We start from the raw sequence: 22,288 nt of genomic DNA, 5'->3' as shown, positions 1-22,288 counted from the left end.
CCTTATGCGCAAACAAGCCGCACTGACAAATGAATTGTGCAATGCGGCAGCCCTCCAGGCCCGATCTGATACAATCGTCAGACTTCTGACAAAGCTCAATAAATTGCTACCATTGCCCGTTTGACTTGGACCTGAACCTTTGTCAGTCTCTGGGACAACAACCAGGAACAATGAGGAGATGCCCATGACACAGCCCTCGATCGTGATCGCTTCTGCCGCCCGAACTGCCGTCGGTTCGTTCAACGGCGCCTTCGGCAGCGTCGCCGCCCATGAACTGGGTGCGGCCGCCATCAAGGGGGTTCTGGAGCGCGCCGGCGTGGAGGCTTCCGAGGTGGACGAGGTGATCCTCGGCCAGGTGCTGCCGGCCGGCGAGGGGCAGAACCCGGCCCGTCAGGCGGCGATGAAGGCCGGCCTGCCGCAGGAGGCGACCGCCTGGGGCCTCAACCAGCTCTGCGGTTCCGGCCTGCGCGCGGTTGCGCTCGGCATGCAGCAGATCGCGCTCGGCGATGCGAAGATCATCGTGGCCGGCGGCCAGGAATCCATGTCCATGGCGCCCCACAGCGCCCATCTTCGCAATGGCACCAAGATGGGTGACATGAAGATGATCGATACCATGATCAAGGATGGCCTGACCGATGCCTTCTACGGCTATCACATGGGCATTACCGCCGAAAACATTGCCCGCCAGTGGCAGTTGTCGCGCGACGAGCAGGACCAGTTCGCCGTCGCCTCGCAGAACAAGGCGGAAGCCGCCCAGAAAGCCGGGCGTTTCGCCGACGAGATCATCCCCTTCGTCCTGAAGGGGCGCAAGGGTGATGTCACGATCGACAAGGACGAATACATCCGCGAGGGAGCCACGCTCGACGGTATGGCGAAGCTGCGCCCCGCCTTCGACAAGGAAGGCACCGTGACGGCCGGCAATGCCTCCGGCATCAATGATGGCGCCGCTGCCGCGCTGCTGATGACCGAGGCGGAAGCGGTGCGCCGCGGCATCACGCCGCTCGTGCGCATCGTCTCCTGGGCAACGGCGGGCGTCGATCCGCAGATCATGGGCACGGGTCCGATCCCGGCCTCCCGCAAGGCGCTGGAAAAGGCAGGCTGGTCGGTTGGCGATCTGGATCTGGTCGAGGCCAACGAAGCATTCGCTGCCCAGGCCTGCGCCGTGAACAAGGACATGGGCTGGGATCCCGCGATCGTCAACGTCAACGGCGGGGCGATCGCCATCGGCCATCCGATCGGTGCCTCCGGCGCGCGCGTTCTCAACACGCTGGTGTTCGAGATGAAGCGGCGCGGCGCCAAGAAGGGCCTTGCTACGCTCTGCATCGGCGGTGGCATGGGCGTTGCCATGTGCTTCGAAGCCATGTGAGTGCGCTTTGGCACGGTGACGCGGAGTCGTCAGGCGGTTTCGCGTGCCCGTGCCTATCCAGCAGAGCTTGAAGCGCGCTGCCGAAGATCCATCGACTGCATCGCGCTTTAGTCTATCCGACCACGCCAGAAGGGCCGGGCGTCTTATCCGTGAAGGGGAGTGCAGCATGACGAGAGTGGCATTGGTATCCGGTGGCACGCGCGGAATTGGCGCGGCAATTTCGGTGGGTCTGAAGGCGGCAGGCTATAAGGTCGCCGCCAATTACGCGGGCAATGACGAGCGCGCCCGCGCCTTTCAGGGGGAGACGGGCATTGCCGTCTTCAAATGGGATGTGTCCTCCTACGAGGCCTGCGTCGAAGGCATTGCGAAGGTCGAGGCCGAGGTCGGACCTGTCGACGTTCTCGTCAACAATGCCGGCATCACGCGTGATGCGATGTTTCACAAGATGACGCCGCAGCAGTGGAACGAGGTGATCAGCACCAACCTGACCGGCCTTTTCAACATGACGCATCCGGTCTGGAGTGGCATGCGGGATCGCGGCTTTGGCCGTATCATCAGCATTTCCTCCATCAACGGTCAGAAGGGGCAGATGGGGCAGGCCAATTACTCCGCCGCCAAGGCCGGCGACATCGGCTTCACCAAGGCGCTTGCGCAGGAGGGGGCAGCCAAGAACATCACTGTCAATGCGATCTGCCCGGGCTATATCGCCACCGAAATGGTCATGGCCGTGCCGGAAAAGGTGATGAACGAGCGCATCCTGCCGCAGATTCCGGTGGGTCGCCTCGGCCAGCCGGAGGAGATTGCCCGTTGCGTCGTGTTCCTCGCCTCCGATGAGGCCGGTTTCATCACCGGTTCGACCATTACCGCCAATGGCGGCCAGTATTTCGTCTGACAGTCCGATCAAATCTGTTGGTCGCACGAGGACGCCGGGGCAATGCTCCGGCGTTTGCATGTCCGCAAGCCCGGCAGGTGTGCAGTCGTGCTCAAAAAGAAGAGCCGGTGCGGCGGCACCGGCTCCTCGCGTTTCCAAGGGAGGGGTTAGCGGCAGCGTGCCTCATAGGTGCGGCCGTAACGATCGCGATAGACGCAGTAACCCTTGTGCTTCTGCGATTCGCCGATTGCTGCACCGACCAGGCCGCCAGCCACGGCACCAACGGCTGCGCCACCCCAGCTATTGGTGATCGCGCCACCCAGAACGGCACCCGTGCCGGCGCCGATGGCTGTGCCCTTTTCGGTGGTGGAGCACGAAGCGAGCATGCCAACGACGGCGGCCACTGCCAGAATCTTCTTCATGTCGGTTTCCTTCCCTCTGTCTGTGCGAATATTCGCAAGTTAAATTCTGCCCATCAGCAGCAGGATGATCAAGATGACGAGGACCAGCCCGAGGCCGCCCGACGGCCCATACCCCCAGCCACGGCTGTAGCCCCAGTTCGGAAGGGCGCCGACGAGCAGGAGGATGAGAATGATAAGGAGAACTGTTCCGAGCATGTGATGGTCTCCGCTGCATGAATTCCTTGATGGTGCGGCAAGAACGTGGCGCGGCCTTTTTGGTTCCAACGGGTTCCAGCCGCAAAATCATCGGCAAATCCTGACCGTTTCTCCCGATGAAACTCATGGATCCTGGCGGATGGTATCGTCGAGGCCTGGTCATGCATTTCACAAAATATATTTCGAAATCCAATGTATCCTGGTCAGTTCGTCAGGCGGGCTGATATATGAAGATGATGTACGGCGCCAGTTTTCGGCCGGCTGTGCAACGCGGACACTGTGGTTCGACTCGGGCTCCTTCGCTGTGATTCTTTGACGAGCCTGCCCTGACCGTATCCGTATTGCTGTCGGCTGGAACAAAAGCTGAATTTACAGATGTGAGTGATTCGTCTCTGATTCGTTCTCACACTGTTCCGGGCTCGCCGGACGACGGACCGGGTCCGCCGCCTGAGTCTTGGACATGTCCGCTGTCAAAAAAAGGCGTTCCAGCCCTGCTTGTCGCTTGCCTTCCGGCGTTTGTGTCGCCATGTGTGGCGCAAGCTAGGTGCTTCTTGTACCGGCAGCGCCATGCAAAGTGCGGATAGTGCCTTGAATTCCAAGCCCATGATCTTGAGCGGTCGCGGCGTCACCGCGGTCCTCGGCCCGACCAACACCGGCAAGACGCATTTCGCCATCGAGCGGATGGTCGCACACGGGTCCGGCGTGATCGGCCTGCCGCTTCGCCTTCTGGCGCGCGAGGTCTACACGCGGGTGGTCGAACGGGTGGGGCCGCAGCATGTGGCGCTGGTGACGGGCGAGGAAAAGATCTCGCCGCCCGGCGCGCGCTTTTCCGTCTGTACCGTGGAAGCCATGCCGCGCGAGACCAGGGCCGCTTTCGTCGCGATCGATGAAGTGCAACTGGCTGGCGATCTGGAGCGTGGGCATATCTTTACCGACCGCATCCTGCATCTGCGGGGGCGCGAGGAAACTCTGCTGCTCGGCGCCGGCACCATGCGACCGATCCTGGAAAAGCTCCTGCCCGGCATCACCGTGGTGGAGCGGCCGCGTCTTTCGACGCTCTTTTATGCCGGCCAGAAGAAGATCACCCGACTGCCGCAGCGCTCGGCCATCGTCGCCTTTTCCGCAGATGAGGTCTATGCCATTGCCGAACTGATCCGCCGCCAGCGGGGCGGTGCCGCCGTCGTGCTGGGGGCGCTGAGCCCCCGCACCCGCAACGCGCAGGTGGGGCTCTATCAGGCGGGCGACGTTGAATATCTTGTTGCCACCGATGCGATCGGCATGGGGCTCAACCTCGATGTCGATCATGTGGCCTTTGCCCAGGATCGCAAGTTCGACGGTTATCAGTTCCGTAATCTCAACCCCGGCGAACTCGGCCAGATCGCCGGTCGCGCGGGTCGTCACCTGAAGGATGGAACCTTCGGCGTGACCGGTCAGGTCCAGCCTTTCGACGACGAGTTGGTGGAGCGCATCGAGACCCATCAGTTCGACCAGGTGAAGGTGCTGCAGTGGCGTTCGAAAGCGCTCGACTTTACCTCGATCCGCGACTTGCGCGCGAGTCTCGATGCGGCGCCCACTGTTGCGGGACTGACGCGCGCGCTGCCGGCGACCGACAGTCAGGCGCTGGATTATCTCTCCCGCTATCCGGAGGTTGTCGATCTCGCGACGACGTCCGAGCGGGTCGAAAAGCTCTGGGAAGCCTGCGCGCTTCCCGATTATCGGCGCATTACACCCGCCCAGCATGCTGATCTGATCTCCACGCTGTTCTTCGATCTCGTGCGTCATGGCACGGTGAACGAGAGCTTCATGGCCGAGCAGGTGCAGCGCGCGGACCGCACCGATGGCGAAATCGATACGCTTTCTGCGCGTATCGCCCAAATTCGGACTTGGACCTATGTTTCCAACCGTCCGGGCTGGCTGGCGCATCCGACACACTGGCAAGAAAAGACGCGAGAAATCGAGGACAGGTTGTCGGACGCGCTACATGAAAGGTTGACGAAACGCTTTGTTGATCGCAGGACATCTGTGCTCATGAAGCGCCTGAGAGAGAATGCGATGCTGGAAGCTGAAATCAGTGTGAATGGGGATGTCTTCGTCGAGGGACATCACGTCGGTCAACTAGCCGGTTTCCGGTTTACGCCCGTATCCGGGGGTGACGGTCCGGACGCGAAGGCCGTTCAGGCGGCGGCCCAGAAGGCGCTTGCACTGGAATTCGAGGCGCGCGCCGCACGCCTCTATGCCTGCGGCAACAGCGATCTGGCGGTGGGTTCGGACGGTTTCGTGCGCTGGCTGGGTGAGCCGGTGGCGCGGCTTGCCGCCAGCGACCATATCATGCATCCGCGTCTCATCCTTCTGGCCGACGAGCAGCTCACCGGCAATGCGCGCGATCACGTCGCAGCGCGTCTGGAGCGTTTCGTCAATCATCACGTCGCAACCGTTCTGAAGCCGCTCGACGACCTGTCGCGCGCCGAAGACCTGCAGGGTCTCGCCAAGGGCCTGGCCTTCCAGCTCGTTGAAAATCTGGGCGTCATGTTCCGTCGCGACGTGGCTGAAGAGGTCAAGACGCTCGATCAGGATGCGCGCGCCTCGCTGCGCCGCTATGGCATCCGCTTCGGCGCCTACCACATTTTCATGCCGGCTCTTCTGAAGCCCGCGCCGGCCGAACTCATCACCCTTCTCTGGGCGCTGAAGAACGACGGTCTCGACAAGCCTGGTTATGGCGATCTGATCCCGGCGCTTGCTGCCGGTCGCACCTCCGTCGTGACCGATCCGAGCTTCGAGCGCAACTTCTACAAGCTGGCCGGTTTCCGTTATCTCGGCAAGCGTGCCGTTCGCGTCGATATTCTGGAGCGCCTTGCCGATCTGATCCGTCCGCTCCTGCAATGGAAGCCGGGTTCGCCCGCGCGCCCCGAAGGCGCCTATGACGGTCGCCGTTTCATGACGACGACGGCCATGCTGTCGATTCTCGGCGCGACGCCGGACGACATGGAGGAAATCCTGAAGGGTCTCGGCTACCGCGCCGATCAGGTGAAGGCGGAAGAGGTTCAGGCCTTCCTTGCCAGCCAGCAGCCGGCGCCGGCCGCTGCCGAAGGTGAGGACGCGGTTGCTGCCGATCACGATGATGCCGATGCGGCATCGGAAGAAACAGCGGCGGCCGATGGCGAGCAGGCGGCTGTCACCGTTACCGAGGCTGCGGCCCCCGTCGCCGAAGCGGTCGAGGGCTCTGCCGAAACAGCGGTTGCCGAGGAGCCGAAACCTGTCCTGCTGTGGCGTCCGGGTGGCGGTCGCAGCGACAACCAGCGCCAGGGCCGCGGCCATGGCGATCGTCGTGGCCATGGCGGTCGTCAGGGGCAGCCGGCAGAGGCGCGCGGACCCGAAGGTCGCAGCAGTGAAGGCCGCGGTGGCGAAGGCCGTGGAGAGGGGCGTCGTGACCATCGCCGCGGGGACGAGCGTGGCGAGCAGGGTGGACGTCCGAACCGCGAAGGTGGCCGTCCGGATCGCGGCGACCGCCGGCCAGAAGGCAAGGGCGACCGTCCGCCGCGCGGCGAACGCTCCGACCGCGGCGATCGCAATGATCGCGGCAAGATGACGCAGCCCGCCCGCTTCGAGGCAAAGCCACCGCGCAAGGAGAAGCCGGTGGATCCGGATTCGCCGTTTGCCAAGCTCGCTGCTCTCAAGGAGCAGATGAAGAAGTAGCCATGAACGAAAAGCCACCGGGAGATCAGCGTCAGCGCATCGACAAGTGGCTTTTCTTCACGCGCATCGTCAAATCCCGCGCGCTGGCGCAGGATCTGGTCGAGGCGGGCTTCGTGCAGGTCAACGGCCAGATCGTGCAGCAGTCAAGCCGCATGGTCAGGATCGGTGACGTCATCGAACTGAAGCTGGAACGGGGCGACCGGGTTCTGATCGTGCGGGCCCCCGGTGATCGGCGCGGCCCCTTCGAAGAGGCGCAGACGCTTTACGAAGACCGCACGCCGCAGCAGGCGCCTCTCTCGCCCTTTGAACGTGCCCAGCGCAAGCTGGGGCCGGGTTGAGCCGGTGACTGTGTCATGACGTCACGGGATGCTGGCGGCGCGCAATGCCCTGCCGCAGAAGTGCCGGCATGATTGGAACAGTCTGCCATTGCTGGGGCATAACAGGGATTGTTTGTCCTTGCTAAGCCTGCGCAAAGCCATTAGTCAAACTGGCAAAGCTGGGGGCTTGCGTGCGCCGGAAACATGGGTGCGCTGTCGACCTTGCCCAGCGCCGCCCCGGTCGGCAGGCGTCTCCCGTCGCCGATGCCGACGACCGTGATGTCACTGGAGTGCCTCATGACGTATGTCGTGACCGACAATTGTATCCGCTGCAAATATACCGATTGCGTTGAAGTCTGCCCGGTCGATTGCTTCTATGAGGGTGAGAACTTCCTGGTTATCCATCCGGACGAATGCATCGATTGCGGCGTCTGCGAGCCGGAATGTCCTGCCGAGGCGATCAAGCCCGATACCGAGCCGGGCCTCGACAAGTGGCTGAAGCTGAATGCCGAGTTTGCCCAGATCTGGCCGAACATCACCGTCAAGCGCGATGCCCTGCCGGAAGCCAAGGAGATGGATGGCGTCGAAGGCAAGTACGAGCAGTATTTTTCGCCGGAGCCCGGCAAGGGCGACTGAGTCGGTCGACGGTCACGATTACGATTTGCTTAACGATTGGGCACGGTCGCAAGCGTTGCGCCCGTGCACCTGCGAAAGCAAATTATTGATTTCTGCCCATATTTGTGATAGGCATTGGGAACTGTTCCACAAAGTGGCATTCGCGTGCCCTAAAAACATCACGAAAGCAGTACAGCACCCAACGCGGTTCCCGTGACATGGTCAGTTATTGGACGTTGTCGTCGCCGCTTGCGGCAGGGTGTGGTTTTCGCGCGCGTTTAACCGGACCAGTATGGAGTCACCGACGGTTCCCCCGTCTCATCCGGGCCTGACTGACCCGGCCCCGGCCTGGGCGGTTGGGTGCGTAACAGGGAGTTTGTTAAACGAATGACGACCCAGCAGAAAAAATCTTCAGCGCGCCACGGTTTCAAGACCGGTGAAGCAATCGTGTACCCGGCGCATGGAGTTGGCACTATCACGGCCATTGAAGAACAGGAAGTGGCTGGCATGAAGCTCGAACTGTTCGTGATCGATTTCGAGAAGGACAAGATGCGCCTGAAGGTGCCGGTCGCCAAGGCCGTCAGCATCGGCATGCGCAAGCTGTCGGAAACCGATTTCGTCGAGCGTGCTCTGAAGGTTGTCCAGGGCAAGGCCCGCGTGAAGCGCACCATGTGGTCGCGCCGCGCCCAGGAATATGATGCCAAGATCAATTCCGGCGACCTGATTTCCATCGCGGAGGTCGTGCGCGATCTCTATCGTGCGGAAAACCAGCCAGAGCAGTCCTATTCCGAGCGTCAGCTCTATGAGGCCGCTCTTGACCGCATGGCGCGCGAAATCGCCGCCGTCAACAAGATGTCGGAGACGGAGGCTGTGCGCCTGATCGAGACCAATCTTGCCAAGGGACCGAAGCGCAGCAAGGTTCTGGACGAGGAAGATTCGCACGAGGAAGCGGCCTGATACGCTCGCGCGTGGCCCACTGGTGAAAAAAGCCCGGCGAAAGCCGGGTTTTTTATTGGAACTTTTTTTGCATCGCGACGTTGACCCGCCGGTACGGCGAAGAGTGGCTTCAGAGGCGCTCTCGGGTGTGCCCGGTGGGGAAGGCGAAGTCTCTCCCCCGGTTCGATGAACGAGGGGAATGGAAAGTGATGTCACCCGATGCGATCTGCCGGCGACAGGCCCTGTGGGCGGGCAAGCGGCAGATGTCTCTCTGGCATGGCTTTCCGTCTGGTCAACCAGTTTCATGGAGAGCGCGATGAATGCCATGTCCGCAGACCGTCATATGATCAAGATCGCCATGTCCGCGCCCTATCTGGCGCGCGAAGAAGAGCGTGATCTGGCCGTGCGGTGGAAAGATGACCAGGACCAGGACGCCCGCAACCAGATTGCTCTCGCCCATATGCGTCTCGTCATCGCCATGGCATCCAAGTTCCGCGGCTTTGGCCTGCCGATGAGCGACCTTGTACAGGAAGGCTATGTAGGGCTGCTGGAGGCGGCGGCAAGGTTCGAGCCTTCGCGCGATGTCCGTTTTTCGACCTATGCCAGCTGGTGGATCCGCGCCTCGATGCAGGACTATATCCTGCGCAACTGGTCGATCGTGCGCGGTGGCACGAGTTCGGCCCAGAAGGCGCTGTTCTTCAACCTGCGCCGGCTTCGCGCCAAGCTTGCCCGCGGCGGTACCAACATGACCTCCCAGGCCATTCATGAGGAAATCGCCACCGCGCTCGGTGTCAGCCTTTCCGATGTGCAGACCATGGATGCCCGCCTCTCCAGCAACGACGCCTCGCTGCAGGCGCCCACCATTGCCGGCGATGCCGACAGCGGCGAGCGCCTCGACATGCTGGAAAGCGATGAGCCGCTGCCGGATGAGCAGGTCTCCGGCATGATCGACGGCGAACGCCGCATGAAATGGCTGCAGGGTGCGCTCACCAAGCTCAATGAACGCGAGAAGAAGATCATCCGCGCGCGCCGCCTGACCGATGACGGTGCGACGCTGGAGGCGCTCGGTGCGGAACTCGGCATTTCCAAGGAGCGCGTGCGCCAGATCGAAAGCCGCGCCATCGAGAAGCTGAAATCCGCGCTCGTCAGCAACAATCCGCAGATGGCGGCCGCCTGCTGATCCAGTCGGTTATTCCGAGATGATTTTCACGCGCTGGCCGGGGCTGATCGTCGCCCCGGTGGAAAGCGCATTGATCAGCCGGAACAGGTCGAGCTTGCGATCGGTGCCCATCATGCGCGCCGCCATGGTGGTGATCGTCTCGCCCGGCTGAACCGTCACGACGCGCACGCGCAGCGGCTTCAGCGAGGCGATTTCCTGCGGTGTCATGCGGCGGAAGGTCTGGCGCAGCGTGTTGGCTGTCGATTGCAGCGTGCTGCTTCCCTTCGGTACGGCCGTCAGGAAGCGGAAAATCTGCTTGTCGAGCCTGATCACGGTCACGTCGAAATCCCAGCGCTCGGCAGAGGCGCGTGCGGTTGCCGCCGGCAGACCGTTTATCGTGGTTTCCTGAACCGTGTCGGGCTGCAAGCCGGCCACCCAGCCGCTCGTCAGATAATTGGCAAGGCTCGACACGTCGCCCGCCTGAACGCCATCGAAGCGGATCGCCGTTTCATCCGGTCCCGTGGCGAGTACCGCTTCTACCTTGTTGTCGATCCGGAATCCTTCCGGCACGTCGAAGCGAATACCGAGACCGGCATGCAGGAATGTTTCGTTGCGAACATAGCCCTCGTCCGGGCTGTCGCCGTAGAGCAGGCCGTCAATTCCCGTCAGGTAATAGTCGCGCCCCTTGTCGCCCACTGTCCCTTCCTGACCGAAGGCGCGGGCGTGCTGGCGCGCGAGATCCACGCGCTGCGGCGCGCTCGGATGGCTGGAGAGGAAGTCGAGGCTCTGGTCCGTTTCCGGATCGACCGCGGAGAAGCGCGCATAGGCGGCCATGGAATCGAGGAAGCGGGCGGCGGCGAAGGGATCATAGCCTGCTTCGCCCAGCATGCGCACGCCGATCACGTCGGCCTGCAGCTCCTGCTGGCGCGAGAAGGCGGCAAGGCGCAGCTTGCCGCGGGCAAGCGCCTGCTTGCCGGCGAGATCGCTGGAGAGCACCTCGGCCACCACGCGACTGGCGATCACCTCCGCCTCTTCGCGCTTCTGCCGCTCGATACCGTGATTGGCCGTGACATGTGCCATTTCGTGGCTGAGCACGGCAGCCACTTCGGACGCATCATTGGCCAGCGCCAAAAGGCCGCGCGTGACATAGAGATAGCCGCCCGGCAGGGCAAAGGCGTTGATCGCCGGCGAATTCAGGATGGTGATGCGATAGGACTGGTTCGGATTTTCCGACACGGCGGTCAGCGCGCCGGCAATGCGGGCCACCAGCCGTTCGGTCTTGGCGTCGTGATACTCGCCGCCATAGCTCGCAACAATGCGCGGATGCTCGCGCGCACCCATCTGGGCGCGCGGATCGTTCTTCTGCACCTCATCAACGATCTGCGGATTGGAGGATGGCTTGACGCTCGATTCGTAGGTCTGGTCGATCACCGACTGGCAGCCGGACAAAAGAGCCGTGCCCGCCAGCGCCAGCATGGCCATACGGCTTTTCAACGCGGGCATGCGCCGGCTTGCATCGGGGGCCCGAGCCGTGGTGTCATCCGCGCTGTCGATCCGTCCACTCGGAAATGTCATTCGTCCAAACCCGCCATCCGGCGCATTCACCGGCCCGATCGTTGCCGAACCCGTCCTGCCTTTGCTGCGGATGGCTGATCTGCCTGTCTTCGCAGTTGTGTTCCCTCTGCAGATAGAACGCAAGCGTTTACAGACAATCGTCCCGCCCTCTTTCGCATTGCGGCATGACATCGCTGCACGTCCAAAATGTGGCGAATGGGTTGACGCTTTATGACGACGCCACAAATTTGCTGATCTCCGGATGGGCCGTTTGGGCACAAAAAGCGTGTCTGTCACCGTGAAACAGGATTTTGCCGGTGCTGAGATAGATCACCTCGTCGGCAAGCCGCATCACCTCTCCCGGATCGTGGGTGACAAGCACGATGCTGGCGCCGGTTTCCTGGTGCAGATCGGACAAGAGGTCCGCCATCGCCAGTCGTAATCCCGGATCGAGCGCGGCGAAGGGTTCGTCCAGCAGCAGAAGGGGCCGCTGCCGTACCAGCGCCCGTGCAAAGGCTGCCCGCTGCCGTTCGCCCCCGGAAAGCGTGCCGGGCTTGCGGCCTTCGTAGCCGGCAAGTCCGACCCGCTGCAGGGCTGCTGAGATGCGTGTCCGGTCCTCTCCGGTGAGTTTCAGGGCCGGATGTACGCCAAGTCCGATATTGGTGAAGAGATCCAGATGGGCAAACAGGTTGTGATCCTGGAACACCAGCGAGAGCGGCCGGGCACCGGGATGGAGGCGCGTCACATCCTGTCCGGCCAGCCGCACGCTGCCCGCATCGGGCATCTCGAAGCCGGCAATGAGGTTGAGAAGCGTGGATTTTCCGGAGCCGGATGGGCCGGTGACGGCGGTGATCCGTCCGGCCGGGATGCGGCCATCGAAGGCGAAGCGGATATCGCCGAGGGCGAGGCGCACACCGTCCAGTTCGACCGCGGCGAGATTTTCCGTCGCAAGCGCGGTTTGTTTTGGCTGTGCGGTCATGGCTGTCTCCTTTCGCCGGCCGTGCCGAGCGCCGTCAGCGCCAGACAGAGAAGACCGAGCAGCAGCGCCAGACCATCGGCATCCTGCGTACGATAGCTGCCGAGCCGGCTATAGACCAGCCAGGGCAGCGTGACGAGATCCTGCGAGCCGAACAGGGCGACCGCGCCGAGATCACCAAGCGACAGTGCCATGGCGAAAGAAAGCGCCATCAGCATCGGCCGCGCCAGAATCGGTGCATCGACCAGCCGCAGCCGCGCCAGTCCCGTCACGTTGAGGCTCGCGGCCAGCCGGGCGGTGCGGAGCCGGTGGCTTTCGAAGGCCGGCGTCAGAACGCGCATGACAAAGGGCAGCGCCATCAGCATGTTGATGGCGGCAATCAGCAGCGGTGCCACCCGCGTCACATCCGCATGCGGCCTGATGAGCAGAAACCAGCCGGTGCCGAGCACCACCGGCGGCACCAGCAGAACGAGAGAGGAGAGGGAGGAGAGGGCCCTGCCGAACACGCGAAGCACAGGCGAGGGGTGGCGTCGCTCGGCAATCGCGGCCTGCGCCGTGAGAATGCCGCTTGCCGTCAGAAGCGACAGCAGGCCTGCGGTCAGTGCAATGGCAAGGCTGGTCAGCAGCGCCTGGTGGAAAGCGGGCAGGCTGATCAGCCGCAGCAGATCCGCCTTCAACCCGGCGGCGGTGATCGCGCCGAGCGGCAGGACGAGAAACAGCGTGGCTAGCAGGATCGCCAGCGTATCCATGATCCGGCTCCCGAACCCCGCTCCATCGAAGCGACGCGGTATGCGGCCTTCGCCGCGGCTGCCTTCGGCGGCGGGCAGGCGGCTCAGCACCGCCAGCACCAGCCCGGTAAGCGCAATCTGCAGCAGGGAGAGCGCGACCGCGCGGGCCGGATCGAAATCGAAGCGCAGGGACTGGTAGATCGCCACCTCCAGCGTGGTTGCCGCCGGGCCGCCGCCCGGCACCAGCACCAGCGTAAAGCTCGTGGCGCAGAGCATGAAGATCAGTCCCGCCGCGCCCGGCAGCACCCGCGCCAGCGCCGGCAGTTCCACATGGCGCAGCAGGGAGAGACGCCCCAGACCGAGGCTTGCCGCCAGCCGCCAGTCTTCCGCCGGCACGCGCTCCAGCCCCGCCAGCATCAGACGGCAGGCGAGTGGCAGATTGAAGAAGGCATGCGCGAGCAAAATGCCGGAGAGACCGTAGATGTTGACGGGATGATCGACTCCGGCGATTGCCAGCAGCCGGTTGACGAGGCCTTGCCGGCCAAAGATGCCGATCAGGCCGAGTGCGCCGATCAGGACAGGCAGTCCCATCGGAACCGCCATCAGCCGGAGAATCCAGATGCGACCGGGAAATGCGGCGCGTCTTGCAAGCGCCAGCGCAACGGGCAGCGCCAGCGCGACCGACAGCAGTGTGGAGAGAGTGGCCTGAAGCAGGGTGAAGCGCAGAAGGCTCAGGGTATAGCTGTCGAACAGGGTGCCGGCAGAGGAGGCCGGGGCGAGAGCAAGGAGAGCGCCGGTGGGAAGCGTCACGAGCCCGCCGATGGCGGCAAGGCTTGCACCGCCCGCCGCCAGTCCGCGTCTCACCTCACCGGTGCTCAGCATCACTGCCTCAGTTCATGCTCATGGCGGCAAGCCATTCGCGAATCCAGCCCTGCCGGTTCCTGGCGACCTCTTCCGGGCTCATCATGAAGGTTTTCGAGGGCGAGACGAGCTTGCCGAAGGCCTCCGGCAGCGGTTCTGCCGTTGCAGCCGCCGGCATCATCCAGTTGGTGGTCGGGATGATCGACTGGAAGGCGGGCGACAGCGTGAAGGCCAGGAACTGTTGTGCCAGTTCCTTTTGCCTGGTGGCTTTCAGCAGGCCGGATACCTCGATCTGGATGTAATGGCCTTCCTCGAAGCGGGCCGCCTGATAACGGTCGGTCTTTTCCTCCATAACGTGGTAGGCGGGCGAAGTGACATAGGAGAACACCATCGGCACTTCGCCTTTGGTGAACAGACCATAGGCTTCCGACCAGCCGGGCGTGACGGTGAGAATGCGGCCGCGCAGCTTTGCCCAGGCCTCCGGTGCCTTGTCGCCATAGACGGACTTCACCCACAGCAGCAGGCCGAGCCCCGGGGTGGAGGTGCGTGGATCCTCGATCGCAATCTTCTGCGACGGATCGCCTTCGACAAGCTCCTTCAAGCTCTTTGGCGGCGTCTTGATCGTCTGGGTGTCGTAGACCACGGCGAAATGGCCGTAATCATAGGGAACGAAGACCGGATCGGAAAAGCCGCCGGGCACCTTGGCCGCTGACGTATCAATGCCGTGCTCGGCAAACAGGCCGGTCTCCCTGGCTTCCTGAACGAGGTTGGTGTCGAGTCCGAGCGCCACATCCGCGTTCGAGGAGGCGCCCTCCAGCTTGAGGCGGGTCAGAAGCGCCACCCCATCGGCCACGGATACGAAATTCAGCGTACAATTGCAGGTCTTCTCGAAGGCGGCCTTCACCTTGGGGCCGGGGCCCCATTCGGCAGTAAAGCTCTCATAGGTATAGACGGTGAGAACGGGCTTGTCCGCGGCCATTGCGGGCAGCGAGAGGGACAGGGCGGCAAGCGCCGCGCAGGCAAACGAATGGATCTTGCGCATCAGCGCCTCCTTGGTTCTATGACACGGGGAATAGGCGCTGGTTGCGAGCCGTCTAATCCCTCCGCCGGTGTTAACCGGATCAGGTTCCGCGGGTTGGCTGCAAAGCCTCTCAGCCGCATGATGCGGCACCCCGTTAGAGCAGGCGAAGATGTAGCGGGGACGGGGCGGCTTGGCAAGCGGCCCCGGCGGCGACGCAGGCGTCAGGCCCGATGATGCGGGAAAACCTGCAATTCGCGCGGGACGGCCGCCAAGCCGCCGACGCGGCTTGCGATGGCATAATCCACCGCCTGTTCCACCACATGCGGCATGACCGGTTTGGTGAGCACGCCAAGGGTGCGACCCGTGTCTCCCCCCAACTGTTCCGGATTGGCGGTCATGAAGATCACGGTGACGCCGAAGCGTTGCGACAGTTCACGGCCGATCTCCGGGCCGGTGGCGCCATCGGACAGGTTGATGTCCACCAGCGCAATATCCGCGAAGGGAGCGAAATCGAGGGCATTGTCCCGACCGCTGGCAAAGCCCGTCACCGTCAGCCCCATGGTCTCGATGGTATCGGCAAGATCGAGGGCGATCAGGAACTCGTCCTCGACAATCAGTACTCTCTGTTTCATGGCTGCCCTGTCCAGCCGACGACGCACGACATGTGTCGACATGGGAGTCTCCCGTTGAGCTTCTGCCGGCCCCCTGTGTTGCAGGCTGTCCGGTTGCGGATCGAACGGGTTCATGCGGAATTTGTTCCGCAGCGTTACGCGGGACGCGAAGAGTAACGCTTTGTTAAGCTTTTGAATTCCTTGGGTTCAGCCTTCCAGCTCTTCCCGCAGCATTTCAAGCTCCAGCCATTCCTCTTCCATTTTCGCCAGCTTTTCCCGCAGCGTCTCCATCTCGGCGGCAATGCGGTTGAAGCTGGCGGGGTCCTTGGCGAAGAGGTTGGGGTCGGCCATTTTCGCCTCGCGGGCGGCAATCTCGGCTTCGGCCTTTTCCATCTCCTTCGGCAGGTTTTCCAGCGCGAATTTCTGCTTGTAGGAAAGCTTGCCGCGCGCCTTCGGAGCCTCGGCCGTCGCACCTGCCGTGGCGGCTGCGGTCTCCGTCCTGGCTTTCTCGGCGCGGCGCTTCTCTTCCAGCGCGCCCTTGCGCTGCGCCATCATGTCCGTATAGCCGCCGGCATATTCGATCCAGCGGCCGTCCGGTTCATCCGGGCTGGCGGGAGCGATGGTGGACGTCACGGTACGGTCGAGGAAATCACGGTCGTGGCTGACGAGGATGACGGTGCCGTTATAGCCGGCGACGATTTCCTGCAGGAGGTCCAGCGTCTCGATGTCGAGATCGTTGGTCGGTTCATCGAGGATCAGCAGGTTGGACGGCTTTGCCATGATCCGCGCGAGGATCAGGCGGGCGCGTTCTCCGCCGGAGAGGTTCCTGATCGGGGTACGCATCTGTTCCGGCTGGAACAGGAAGTCCTTCATGTAGCCGGCCACATGGCGCTGCTCGCCATTGACCAGCAGGCTCTCGCCGCGGCCGTCGGTCAGGTAGTGGCTGAGCGAATCCTCGGGGTTGAGGTCTTCGCGCTTCTGGTCGAGCGTGGCGATCTCCAGATTGGTGCCGAGCTTGATCGTACCGCTGTCGGGATCCATCTGGCCGGTCAGCATTTTCAGAAGCGTCGTCTTGCCGGCGCCGTTCGGGCCGACAAGGCCGATGCGGTCGCCGCGATGCACCCGGATCGAAAACGGTGCCACGATCTGCCGCTCGCCATAGCGCTTGGTGATGGCCTCTGCCTCGATCACCAGCTTGCCGCTTTCCTTGCCCTCCGTGGCCGAGGCCTGGATGGTGCCCTGCGGGCCGCGATGGCCGCGATATTCGGCGCGCAGGCTCTGCAGGTTGCCGAGGCGGCGCATGTTGCGCTTGCGCCGCGCCGTCACCCCGTAGCGCAGCCAGTGTTCCTCGCGCTCGATCTGCTTGCCGAGCTTGTGCTGCTCGATTTCCTCTTCCTCCAGAACGCGGTCGCGCCATTCCTCGAAATGCGCAAAGCCCTGGTCGAGACGGCGCGACAGCCCGCGATCCAGCCAGACCGTGGCCGTGGAGACCTTTTCGAGAAAGCGGCGGTCGTGCGAGATGAGCACGATGGCGCTGCGGGTCTTCTGCAACTCGCCTTCCAGCCATTCGATGGTCGGCAGATCGAGATGGTTGGTCGGCTCGTCCAGCATCAGGATGTCGGGTTCGGGCGCCATCACCCGGGCAAGGGCCGCGCGGCGCGCTTCGCCACCGGACAACTGGCGGGGATCCTCCTGGCCTGTCAGTCCCAGATGGTCGAGCAGGTAGGTGACGCGGTAGGGATCGTCGCTTGGGCCCAGCCCTGCCTCGCAATAGGCCTGCACCGTGGAGAAGCCGGCAAAGTCAGGGGCCTGCTCCAGGTAGCGGATGGTGGCGGAGGGATGGCGGAAGACCTCGCCGGACTGCGCCTCGACCATGCCGGCGGCGATCTTCATCAGCGTCGATTTGCCCGAACCGTTGCGGCCGACAAGGCAGATCCGGTCGCCCGGCTCCACCTGAAGATTGGCGCCGGCCAGAAGCGGAGTACCGCCAAAGCTCAGCCGGATGTCGTCAAGCTTGAGAATGGGAGGGGCCATGGTGTTGCGTCAAGCTCCGGTGAAATCGTCGGGACGGGCGATCAGAAGGGCGCGGCCCTCTCTCAGGGACAGCGCGATCGCTCCTTCGGCAATGTTGGATATGGTGCGCGAGGAGCCGAATGTCAGCGAAAAATCCTGGAGCGGATAACGCACATTGGCAAGGCTAAGGCCTTCCAGTACCGAAAAGCCGAGGACGGAAAACAGCGAGCCCTTCGGCAGTTCCAGTTCCATCCGGTCGCCGCCGATCAGCGGATAGGCCTCTTCCTCGCCGGAGGTCAGCACGACCTCGAAACCGTCCTCGGCAAGGCTGATGCCGTGCAGGTAGTGCTGCAGGGCGTGATCCGAGCGCTCACCGCTCAAGGCGCCGATGAGGATCAGGCGTCTGGCGCCGCGATCGATGGCTTCCGCCACCGCGATTTCGCCATCGGTTGCCGCCTTGTTGGCGGGGTAACGGTGACGTTCGACCCGCGACCACTGCGCGGCGAGCGCGGCATCGGTCGAATCGAAATCGCCGACCCACAATTCCGGAGAAAGGCCGAGCAGGCTTGCATGGCGGATTCCGCTATCGGCGGCAATTACCCGGCTGCCGGCGATCAGCGCCATGAGGCGCTCGGTTCGCTTCAGATGGCCGCCGAGAAGGATGGTAAAGGATGAGGTGTTCATGCCCCTGCCCTTAGCGCATCTTCCGGCAAAAGCAAAAGGCCGATGCGAGCATGGCAAACAGCAAAAGCGGTGAACCCCGAGGGATCGTGGTTCACCGTCTGGCCTGCCTCAGCGCTTCTTGGGAGCGGCGGCGTCGGCGTTTTTCATCTGCGTGGTGAAGCTCGTCACCGGGGCCGTGGACGGCTTTGCCTTGTCCTTCTTCGGCTTGCGGACTTCGCGGTTGGAGCGGACTTGACCCTTGGCCATGGTGTTTTCCCTTTCTGGATCCGTGCGCGCAACCTGAGGCTTGCGCGGCGGAGGATGATGTCTGGTGCTGTTCAGGCGGCGGGTCGCAGGTTGTCGTGCCAGGACAATCGTGGCGCGGGCCATGTTCGCAGGCCGGCGCTTGCAGGTCAGCCGTCGTCGTGTCGAAGAGATCATGCTCTTCGCGGGTGCCGGTCGTCGGCCGGTGCCTGCGTCGAAGCATCCTTGGATGCCAGACACAGCGTGACAGAACGTGGGCCGAATACAAGCGGATTTCCGCTCATCCTGCCACGGTGTCGGATTCCGTCCATGCGCCATGCGTCCCGTTGTGCCGCTTGCGAAACCAGGGCCGTCTCTTTACCGTCCTGTCTTGCAGAGCATGCAAGCGGGAAGAGAGATGCAGTTTACCGGAACGGCCGATTACATTGCCGACAAGGACCTGATGGTGGCGGTCAATGCCGCAATCCGGCTGGAGCGTCCGCTGCTGGTGAAGGGCGAGCCCGGCACCGGCAAGACGGAACTGGCCCGCCAAGTGGCGGCAGCGCTTGGCCTGTCCATGATCGAGTGGAACGTCAAGTCCACCACCAAGGCGCAGCAGGGGCTTTACGAATACGATGCGGTGTCTCGCCTGCGCGACAGCCAGCTCGGCGATCCGCGCGTCAACGAGGTTTCGCATTACATCCGCCGCGGCAAGCTGTGGCAGGCCTTTGCCGCAGAGACAAAGGTGGTGCTGCTGATCGACGAGATCGACAAGGCCGATATCGAGTTTCCGAACGACCTGTTGCAGGAACTCGACCGCATGGAGTTCCACGTCTACGAGACCGGCGAGACCGTGCGCGCGAAAGTGCGCCCGATCGTCATCATCACCTCCAACAACGAGAAGGAACTGCCGGACGCCTTCCTGCGCCGCTGCTTCTTCCACTACATCCGTTTTCCCGATGCCGAGACGCTGTCGCGCATTGTCGAGGTGCATTATCCCGGCATCAAGCAGCGGCTGGTGCGTGCGGCGCTGACCCGTTTCTACGAGATCCGCGAGATGCCGGGTCTCAAGAAGAAACCTTCCACCTCCGAGGCGCTGGACTGGATCCGGCTGCTGGTTGCCGACGATGTTGATCCCGACGATCTCGGCGTCGACGTGAAGACCGCGCTACCAAAACTGCATGGCGCTCTTTTGAAGAACGAGCAGGACGTCCACCTGTTCGAGCGCATGGCCTTCATGGCGCGGCGAGAGCGCTGATGGCCGACGCAGTCAAGGTTCTGATCTACGCCGTCTGGGATGGCCGGTTGCTGGTGTTTGACGAGCCGGATTTTCCCGAGGTGCCGCTGCAGGTGCCGGGCGGAACCGTCGAGGCCGGGGAAGATCCTGCACAGGCGGCGGCGCGCGAGTTTTTCGAGGAAACCGGGCTTGAGCCCGCTTCCCACCCTCAGCCGCTGTTCAGCCATGACTACCGTTTTGTGCGGGATGGGCGGCCGATCACGCACCGGCGGCATTATTTTCATCTGCCGCTCTCAGGCCCTTTTGCCGAAAGCTGGCTTCACTGGGAGGAGACGCCGTTCGACGGAAGTCCGCCCATCCGTTTCCGCCTGCACTGGATCGCCTTGAGCGAGGCGCCTCGAAGGCTCGGGCTTGGCATGGGCGAGGCGCTCTTTGCGCTGCCGCCAGGACACGGCATTGCGTCCTGATTGACCTTCGCGACAGAACAGCCTATTTAAGCATTTCATCGTGGTGATTTGGCCGGCCGGCTTGCAGCCACGTTAAACAAGTCGCTAAAGGGCCGCGAGAAGACATGTAAGCTTCCCCGGACCGGTTGCGATGTATCGCCACCGGTTTTTTTGTTTTTGTCGAGTTCGAACCATGCCGATCAAGATTCCCGATACCCTGCCTGCCTTCGAAACGCTGGTGAACGAGGGCGTGCGGGTGATGACCGAGACGGTGGCCGTGCGGCAGGATATCCGCCCGCTGCAGATCGGTCTGCTCAACCTGATGCCGAACAAGATCAAGACCGAAGTGCAGATGGCGCGCCTTGTCGGCGCCTCGCCGCTGCAGGTGGAGTTCTCGCTGGTGCGCATCGGCGGCCACAAGGCCAAGAACACCTCCGAGGATCATCTCCTGTCTTTCTACGAGACCTGGGAGGAGGTGAAGCACCGCAAGTTCGACGGCTTCATCATCACCGGCGCGCCGGTGGAGACGATCAACTATGAAGAGGTCACCTACTGGGACGAGATGCAGCAGATCTTCGACTGGACACAGACCAATGTCCATTCGACGCTGAATGTCTGCTGGGGCGCGATGGCCGCCATCTATCACTTCCACAAGGTGCCGAAGCATGCGCTGAAGGAGAAGGCGTTCGGCGTCTATCGTCACCGCAATCTCTGCCCGTCCTCCATCTATCTCAACGGCTTCTCCGACGATTTCCAGGTGCCCGTCTCGCGCTGGACGGAAGTGCGCCGTGCGGATATCGAGACGGTGAAGGGCCTCGAGATCCTGATGGAATCCGAGGAGATGGGCGTCTGCCTCGTCCATGAGAAGAAGGGCAACCGGCTCTACATGTTCAACCATGTGGAATATGATTCCACCTCGCTCGCGGACGAATATTTCCGCGACGTGAATGCCGGTATTCCCATCAAGATGCCGCACAATTATTTTCCGCATAACGATGCCTCACTGCCGCCGCAGAACCGCTGGCGCAGCCACGCGCATCTTCTGTTCGGCAACTGGATCAACGAGATCTACCAGACGACGCCGTATGATCTGGAGCAGATCGGAACCCTCTGAAGGACGAGCCCGTGTTCATTCCCTTCTTCCTTGCGCTGAAGGATGCCAGGATCCCGGTGACGCTGCGGGAATTCCTGGATCTTCTGGCGGGAATGGAGGCGGGGCTTGCCGATTTCGACGTGGAGGCCTTCTATTTCCTGGCGCGTGCCGCGCTGGTGAAGGACGAGCGCCATATCGACCGGTTCGACCAGGTTTTTGCCCAGGTCTTTCGCGGGCTTTCAGCCGTCTCCGGTGCCGAGGGCATGGAGACGCAGGCGCTGCCGGACGACTGGCTGCGCAAGCTTTCGGAAAAGCACCTGACGCCGGAGGAGAAGGCGCTGGTCGAAGCGCTCGGCGGTTTCGACAGGCTGATGGAAACGCTGAAGCAGCGTCTGGCAGAGCAGAAGGGGCGCCATCAGGGCGGCTCGAAATGGATCGGCACGGCCGGAACCTCGCCCTTCGGCGCCCATGGCTACAATCCGGAAGGCGTCCGCATCGGCCAGGACACCTCCCGTCATCGCAAGGCGGTGAAGGTGTGGGACAAGCGGGAGTTCCGCGATTTCGATGATGCCCGCGAGATCGGCACCCGCAACATCAAGGTGGCGCTGAAGCGTCTGCGCCGCTGGGTGCGCGAGGGGGCGGCCGACGAACTGGATCTGCCCGGCACCATCCGCTCCACCGCCGAACAGGGCTATCTCGACGTGCGCACGCGGCCCGAGCGGCGCAATGCGGTCAAACTTCTGATGTTCTTCGATGTCGGCGGCTCGATGGATGATCACGTGATGGTGGTGGAGGAACTGTTTTCCGCCGCCCGCGCCGAGTTTCGCCATCTGGAACATTTTTACTTCCACAACTGCCTTTACGAGAGCGTGTGGCGCGATAACCGCCGCCGGTCCGAGCGGCTGCCCGTCACCGACCTCTTGCGCAGCTATGGGCCCGATTACCGGGTGATCTTCGTCGGCGATGCGACCATGAGCCCCTATGAGATCACCCAGGCGGGCGGTTCCGTCGAACACTGGAACAAGGAGCCGGGGGCCGCCTGGATGGCGCGCATCACCGGCCATTTCCGCCGGGTTGCCTGGATCAATCCGGTGCCGGAGGCGCATTGGGAGTACACCCAGTCGCTCGTGCTGATGCGCCGCTTGCTGGAGGAGCGGATGTTTCCGCTGACGCTGGAGGGGCTGGATCGCGCCACCCGGCAGCTGTCCCGCTGAGCCTTTGTTTCGCATTGCCAAGGGCCCGGAAATGGCGCAGTTTGCGCCCGCTTC

General features: G+C 63.0%; 22 protein-coding genes and 2 riboswitches. Of the genes, 11 read left to right on the top strand and 11 right to left on the bottom strand.

The window, feature by feature from the left end:
* The first annotated feature begins 184 nt into the window (after positions 1-184).
* Both F3H95_RS15535 and F3H95_RS15530 read left to right on the top strand, forming a co-directional pair.
* A complete protein-coding gene (locus tag F3H95_RS15535; RefSeq protein ID WP_143126287.1) occupies positions 185-1,366 on the top strand; it encodes an acetyl-CoA C-acetyltransferase in 1,182 nt (393 codons plus the stop codon).
* A 166-nt stretch (positions 1,367-1,532) separates the two neighbouring features.
* The gene (locus F3H95_RS15530) at positions 1,533-2,258 is read left to right on the top strand and encodes a beta-ketoacyl-ACP reductase (RefSeq protein ID WP_143126286.1); all 726 of its coding nucleotides are present in this window, start codon (positions 1,533-1,535) and stop codon (positions 2,256-2,258) included.
* A 146-nt stretch (positions 2,259-2,404) separates the two neighbouring features.
* Here the strand turns inward: F3H95_RS15530 and F3H95_RS15525 are convergent, their stop codons facing one another.
* Together F3H95_RS15525 and F3H95_RS15520 are read right to left on the bottom strand one after the other, a co-directional pair.
* Positions 2,405-2,659 carry a YMGG-like glycine zipper-containing protein gene (locus tag F3H95_RS15525; protein WP_143126285.1) on the bottom strand — a complete coding sequence of 85 codons (255 nt, stop codon included), beginning with the start codon at positions 2,657-2,659 and terminating at the stop codon, positions 2,405-2,407.
* Between the two features lie 39 nt (positions 2,660-2,698).
* Positions 2,699-2,854: a DUF3309 family protein gene (locus tag F3H95_RS15520; RefSeq protein WP_143126284.1), complete on the bottom strand. Its 156-nt coding sequence runs from the start codon at positions 2,852-2,854 to the stop codon at positions 2,699-2,701.
* 603 nt (positions 2,855-3,457) lie between these two features.
* Here F3H95_RS15520 and F3H95_RS15515 point away from each other — a divergent pair.
* Together F3H95_RS15515 and F3H95_RS15510 are read left to right on the top strand one after the other, a co-directional pair.
* Positions 3,458-6,547: a helicase-related protein gene (locus F3H95_RS15515; protein WP_188134401.1), complete on the top strand. Its 3,090-nt coding sequence runs from the start codon at positions 3,458-3,460 to the stop codon at positions 6,545-6,547.
* A 2-nt stretch (positions 6,548-6,549) separates the two neighbouring features.
* The gene (locus tag F3H95_RS15510; RefSeq protein WP_149746653.1) at positions 6,550-6,885 is read left to right on the top strand and encodes an RNA-binding S4 domain-containing protein; all 336 of its coding nucleotides are present in this window, start codon (positions 6,550-6,552) and stop codon (positions 6,883-6,885) included.
* Positions 6,886-7,025: 140 nt separating this feature from the next.
* Here F3H95_RS15510 and F3H95_RS27170 read toward each other — a convergent pair whose 3' ends face one another.
* Complete coding sequence (locus F3H95_RS27170; RefSeq protein WP_188134393.1) at positions 7,026-7,163, bottom strand: hypothetical protein; 138 nt, start codon at positions 7,161-7,163, stop codon at positions 7,026-7,028.
* On the opposite strand from F3H95_RS27170, the gene fdxA reads away from it, so the two are divergent.
* From fdxA to F3H95_RS15495, 3 genes are all read left to right on the top strand, one after another.
* Complete coding sequence (gene fdxA, locus F3H95_RS15505; protein WP_143126281.1) at positions 7,162-7,500, top strand: ferredoxin FdxA; 339 nt, start codon at positions 7,162-7,164, stop codon at positions 7,498-7,500. The genes F3H95_RS27170 and fdxA overlap by 2 nt on opposite strands.
* A 366-nt stretch (positions 7,501-7,866) precedes the next feature.
* Positions 7,867-8,436, top strand: a complete 570-nt coding sequence (locus F3H95_RS15500) for a CarD family transcriptional regulator (protein ID WP_143126280.1) — start codon at positions 7,867-7,869, stop codon at positions 8,434-8,436.
* Positions 8,437-8,731: 295 nt separating this feature from the next.
* Complete coding sequence (locus F3H95_RS15495; protein ID WP_143126279.1) at positions 8,732-9,595, top strand: RNA polymerase factor sigma-32; 864 nt, start codon at positions 8,732-8,734, stop codon at positions 9,593-9,595.
* 9 nt (positions 9,596-9,604) lie between these two features.
* Here F3H95_RS15495 and F3H95_RS15490 read toward each other — a convergent pair whose 3' ends face one another.
* From F3H95_RS15490 to F3H95_RS27165, 8 genes are all read right to left on the bottom strand, one after another.
* Positions 9,605-11,077: a M48 family metalloprotease gene (locus F3H95_RS15490; protein WP_149746722.1), complete on the bottom strand. Its 1,473-nt coding sequence runs from the start codon at positions 11,075-11,077 to the stop codon at positions 9,605-9,607.
* 280 nt (positions 11,078-11,357) lie between these two features.
* The gene (locus F3H95_RS15485; RefSeq protein WP_149746652.1) at positions 11,358-12,107 is read right to left on the bottom strand and encodes an ATP-binding cassette domain-containing protein; all 750 of its coding nucleotides are present in this window, start codon (positions 12,105-12,107) and stop codon (positions 11,358-11,360) included.
* Positions 12,104-13,714: a thiamine/thiamine pyrophosphate ABC transporter permease ThiP gene (locus tag F3H95_RS15480; protein WP_149746651.1), complete on the bottom strand. Its 1,611-nt coding sequence runs from the start codon at positions 13,712-13,714 to the stop codon at positions 12,104-12,106. The genes F3H95_RS15485 and F3H95_RS15480 overlap by 4 nt, the downstream gene beginning before the upstream one ends.
* A gap of 7 nt (positions 13,715-13,721) precedes the next feature.
* Positions 13,722-14,735 (bottom strand): thiamine ABC transporter substrate binding subunit, encoded by a 1,014-nt coding sequence (gene thiB / locus F3H95_RS15475; protein WP_149746650.1) that lies wholly within the window; start codon positions 14,733-14,735, stop codon positions 13,722-13,724.
* A 39-nt stretch (positions 14,736-14,774) separates the two neighbouring features.
* A riboswitch (TPP riboswitch) is annotated at positions 14,775-14,878 on the bottom strand.
* 57 nt (positions 14,879-14,935) lie between these two features.
* Positions 14,936-15,388: a response regulator gene (locus F3H95_RS15470; protein WP_143126274.1), complete on the bottom strand. Its 453-nt coding sequence runs from the start codon at positions 15,386-15,388 to the stop codon at positions 14,936-14,938.
* 144 nt (positions 15,389-15,532) lie between these two features.
* Positions 15,533-17,359: an ABC-F family ATP-binding cassette domain-containing protein gene (locus F3H95_RS15465; RefSeq protein WP_149746649.1), complete on the bottom strand. Its 1,827-nt coding sequence runs from the start codon at positions 17,357-17,359 to the stop codon at positions 15,533-15,535.
* A gap of 9 nt (positions 17,360-17,368) precedes the next feature.
* Complete coding sequence (locus F3H95_RS15460) at positions 17,369-18,022, bottom strand: thiamine diphosphokinase (RefSeq protein ID WP_149746648.1); 654 nt, start codon at positions 18,020-18,022, stop codon at positions 17,369-17,371.
* 108 nt (positions 18,023-18,130) lie between these two features.
* Complete coding sequence (locus F3H95_RS27165; protein WP_185969882.1) at positions 18,131-18,268, bottom strand: hypothetical protein; 138 nt, start codon at positions 18,266-18,268, stop codon at positions 18,131-18,133.
* 394 nt (positions 18,269-18,662) lie between these two features.
* On the opposite strand from F3H95_RS27165, the gene F3H95_RS15455 reads away from it, so the two are divergent.
* The 4 genes from F3H95_RS15455 (at position 18,663) to F3H95_RS15440 (ending at position 22,234) form a co-directional block, all read left to right on the top strand.
* The gene (locus F3H95_RS15455; protein WP_143126271.1) at positions 18,663-19,502 is read left to right on the top strand and encodes a MoxR family ATPase; all 840 of its coding nucleotides are present in this window, start codon (positions 18,663-18,665) and stop codon (positions 19,500-19,502) included.
* A complete protein-coding gene (locus F3H95_RS15450; protein ID WP_149746647.1) occupies positions 19,499-19,948 on the top strand; it encodes an NUDIX hydrolase in 450 nt (149 codons plus the stop codon). The genes F3H95_RS15455 and F3H95_RS15450 overlap by 4 nt, the downstream gene beginning before the upstream one ends.
* 30 nt (positions 19,949-19,978) lie before the next feature.
* Positions 19,979-20,056, top strand: a riboswitch (SAM riboswitch).
* A gap of 64 nt (positions 20,057-20,120) precedes the next feature.
* Positions 20,121-21,041: a homoserine O-succinyltransferase gene (metA, locus tag F3H95_RS15445; protein WP_149746646.1), complete on the top strand. Its 921-nt coding sequence runs from the start codon at positions 20,121-20,123 to the stop codon at positions 21,039-21,041.
* Between the two features lie 11 nt (positions 21,042-21,052).
* On the top strand, positions 21,053-22,234 hold the full coding sequence (locus F3H95_RS15440; protein ID WP_149746645.1) for a VWA domain-containing protein: 1,182 nt from the start codon (positions 21,053-21,055) through the stop codon (positions 22,232-22,234).
* Positions 22,235-22,288 lie beyond the last annotated feature (54 nt).

It is taken from the genome of Rhizobium sp. RU35A (genome assembly GCF_900156005.1).
In the GTDB taxonomy this organism is placed as follows: Bacteria; Pseudomonadota; Alphaproteobacteria; order Rhizobiales; family Rhizobiaceae; genus Neorhizobium; species Neorhizobium straminoryzae.
This window is presented reverse-complemented; position numbering and strand designations above follow the sequence as displayed.

Coding starts and splice junctions, on each gene's coding strand:
- F3H95_RS15535 (WP_143126287.1), top strand. CDS start 185: ATGACACAGCCCTCGATCGTGATCGCTTCTGCCGCCCGAACTGCCGTC.
- F3H95_RS15530 (WP_143126286.1), top strand. CDS start 1,533: ATGACGAGAGTGGCATTGGTATCCGGTGGCACGCGCGGAATTGGCGCG.
- F3H95_RS15525 (WP_143126285.1), bottom strand. CDS start 2,659: ATGAAGAAGATTCTGGCAGTGGCCGCCGTCGTTGGCATGCTCGCTTCG.
- F3H95_RS15520 (WP_143126284.1), bottom strand. CDS start 2,854: ATGCTCGGAACAGTTCTCCTTATCATTCTCATCCTCCTGCTCGTCGGC.
- F3H95_RS15515 (WP_188134401.1), top strand. CDS start 3,458: ATGATCTTGAGCGGTCGCGGCGTCACCGCGGTCCTCGGCCCGACCAAC.
- F3H95_RS15510 (WP_149746653.1), top strand. CDS start 6,550: ATGAACGAAAAGCCACCGGGAGATCAGCGTCAGCGCATCGACAAGTGG.
- fdxA (WP_143126281.1), top strand. CDS start 7,162: ATGACGTATGTCGTGACCGACAATTGTATCCGCTGCAAATATACCGAT.
- F3H95_RS27170 (WP_188134393.1), bottom strand. CDS start 7,163: ATGAGGCACTCCAGTGACATCACGGTCGTCGGCATCGGCGACGGGAGA.
- F3H95_RS15500 (WP_143126280.1), top strand. CDS start 7,867: ATGACGACCCAGCAGAAAAAATCTTCAGCGCGCCACGGTTTCAAGACC.
- F3H95_RS15495 (WP_143126279.1), top strand. CDS start 8,732: ATGAATGCCATGTCCGCAGACCGTCATATGATCAAGATCGCCATGTCC.
- F3H95_RS15490 (WP_149746722.1), bottom strand. CDS start 11,077: ATGCCCGCGTTGAAAAGCCGTATGGCCATGCTGGCGCTGGCGGGCACG.
- F3H95_RS15485 (WP_149746652.1), bottom strand. CDS start 12,107: ATGACCGCACAGCCAAAACAAACCGCGCTTGCGACGGAAAATCTCGCC.
- F3H95_RS15480 (WP_149746651.1), bottom strand. CDS start 13,714: ATGCTGAGCACCGGTGAGGTGAGACGCGGACTGGCGGCGGGCGGTGCA.
- thiB (WP_149746650.1), bottom strand. CDS start 14,735: ATGCGCAAGATCCATTCGTTTGCCTGCGCGGCGCTTGCCGCCCTGTCC.
- F3H95_RS15470 (WP_143126274.1), bottom strand. CDS start 15,388: ATGTCGACACATGTCGTGCGTCGTCGGCTGGACAGGGCAGCCATGAAA.
- F3H95_RS15465 (WP_149746649.1), bottom strand. CDS start 17,359: ATGGCCCCTCCCATTCTCAAGCTTGACGACATCCGGCTGAGCTTTGGC.
- F3H95_RS15460 (WP_149746648.1), bottom strand. CDS start 18,022: ATGAACACCTCATCCTTTACCATCCTTCTCGGCGGCCATCTGAAGCGA.
- F3H95_RS27165 (WP_185969882.1), bottom strand. CDS start 18,268: ATGGCCAAGGGTCAAGTCCGCTCCAACCGCGAAGTCCGCAAGCCGAAG.
- F3H95_RS15455 (WP_143126271.1), top strand. CDS start 18,663: ATGCAGTTTACCGGAACGGCCGATTACATTGCCGACAAGGACCTGATG.
- metA (WP_149746646.1), top strand. CDS start 20,121: ATGCCGATCAAGATTCCCGATACCCTGCCTGCCTTCGAAACGCTGGTG.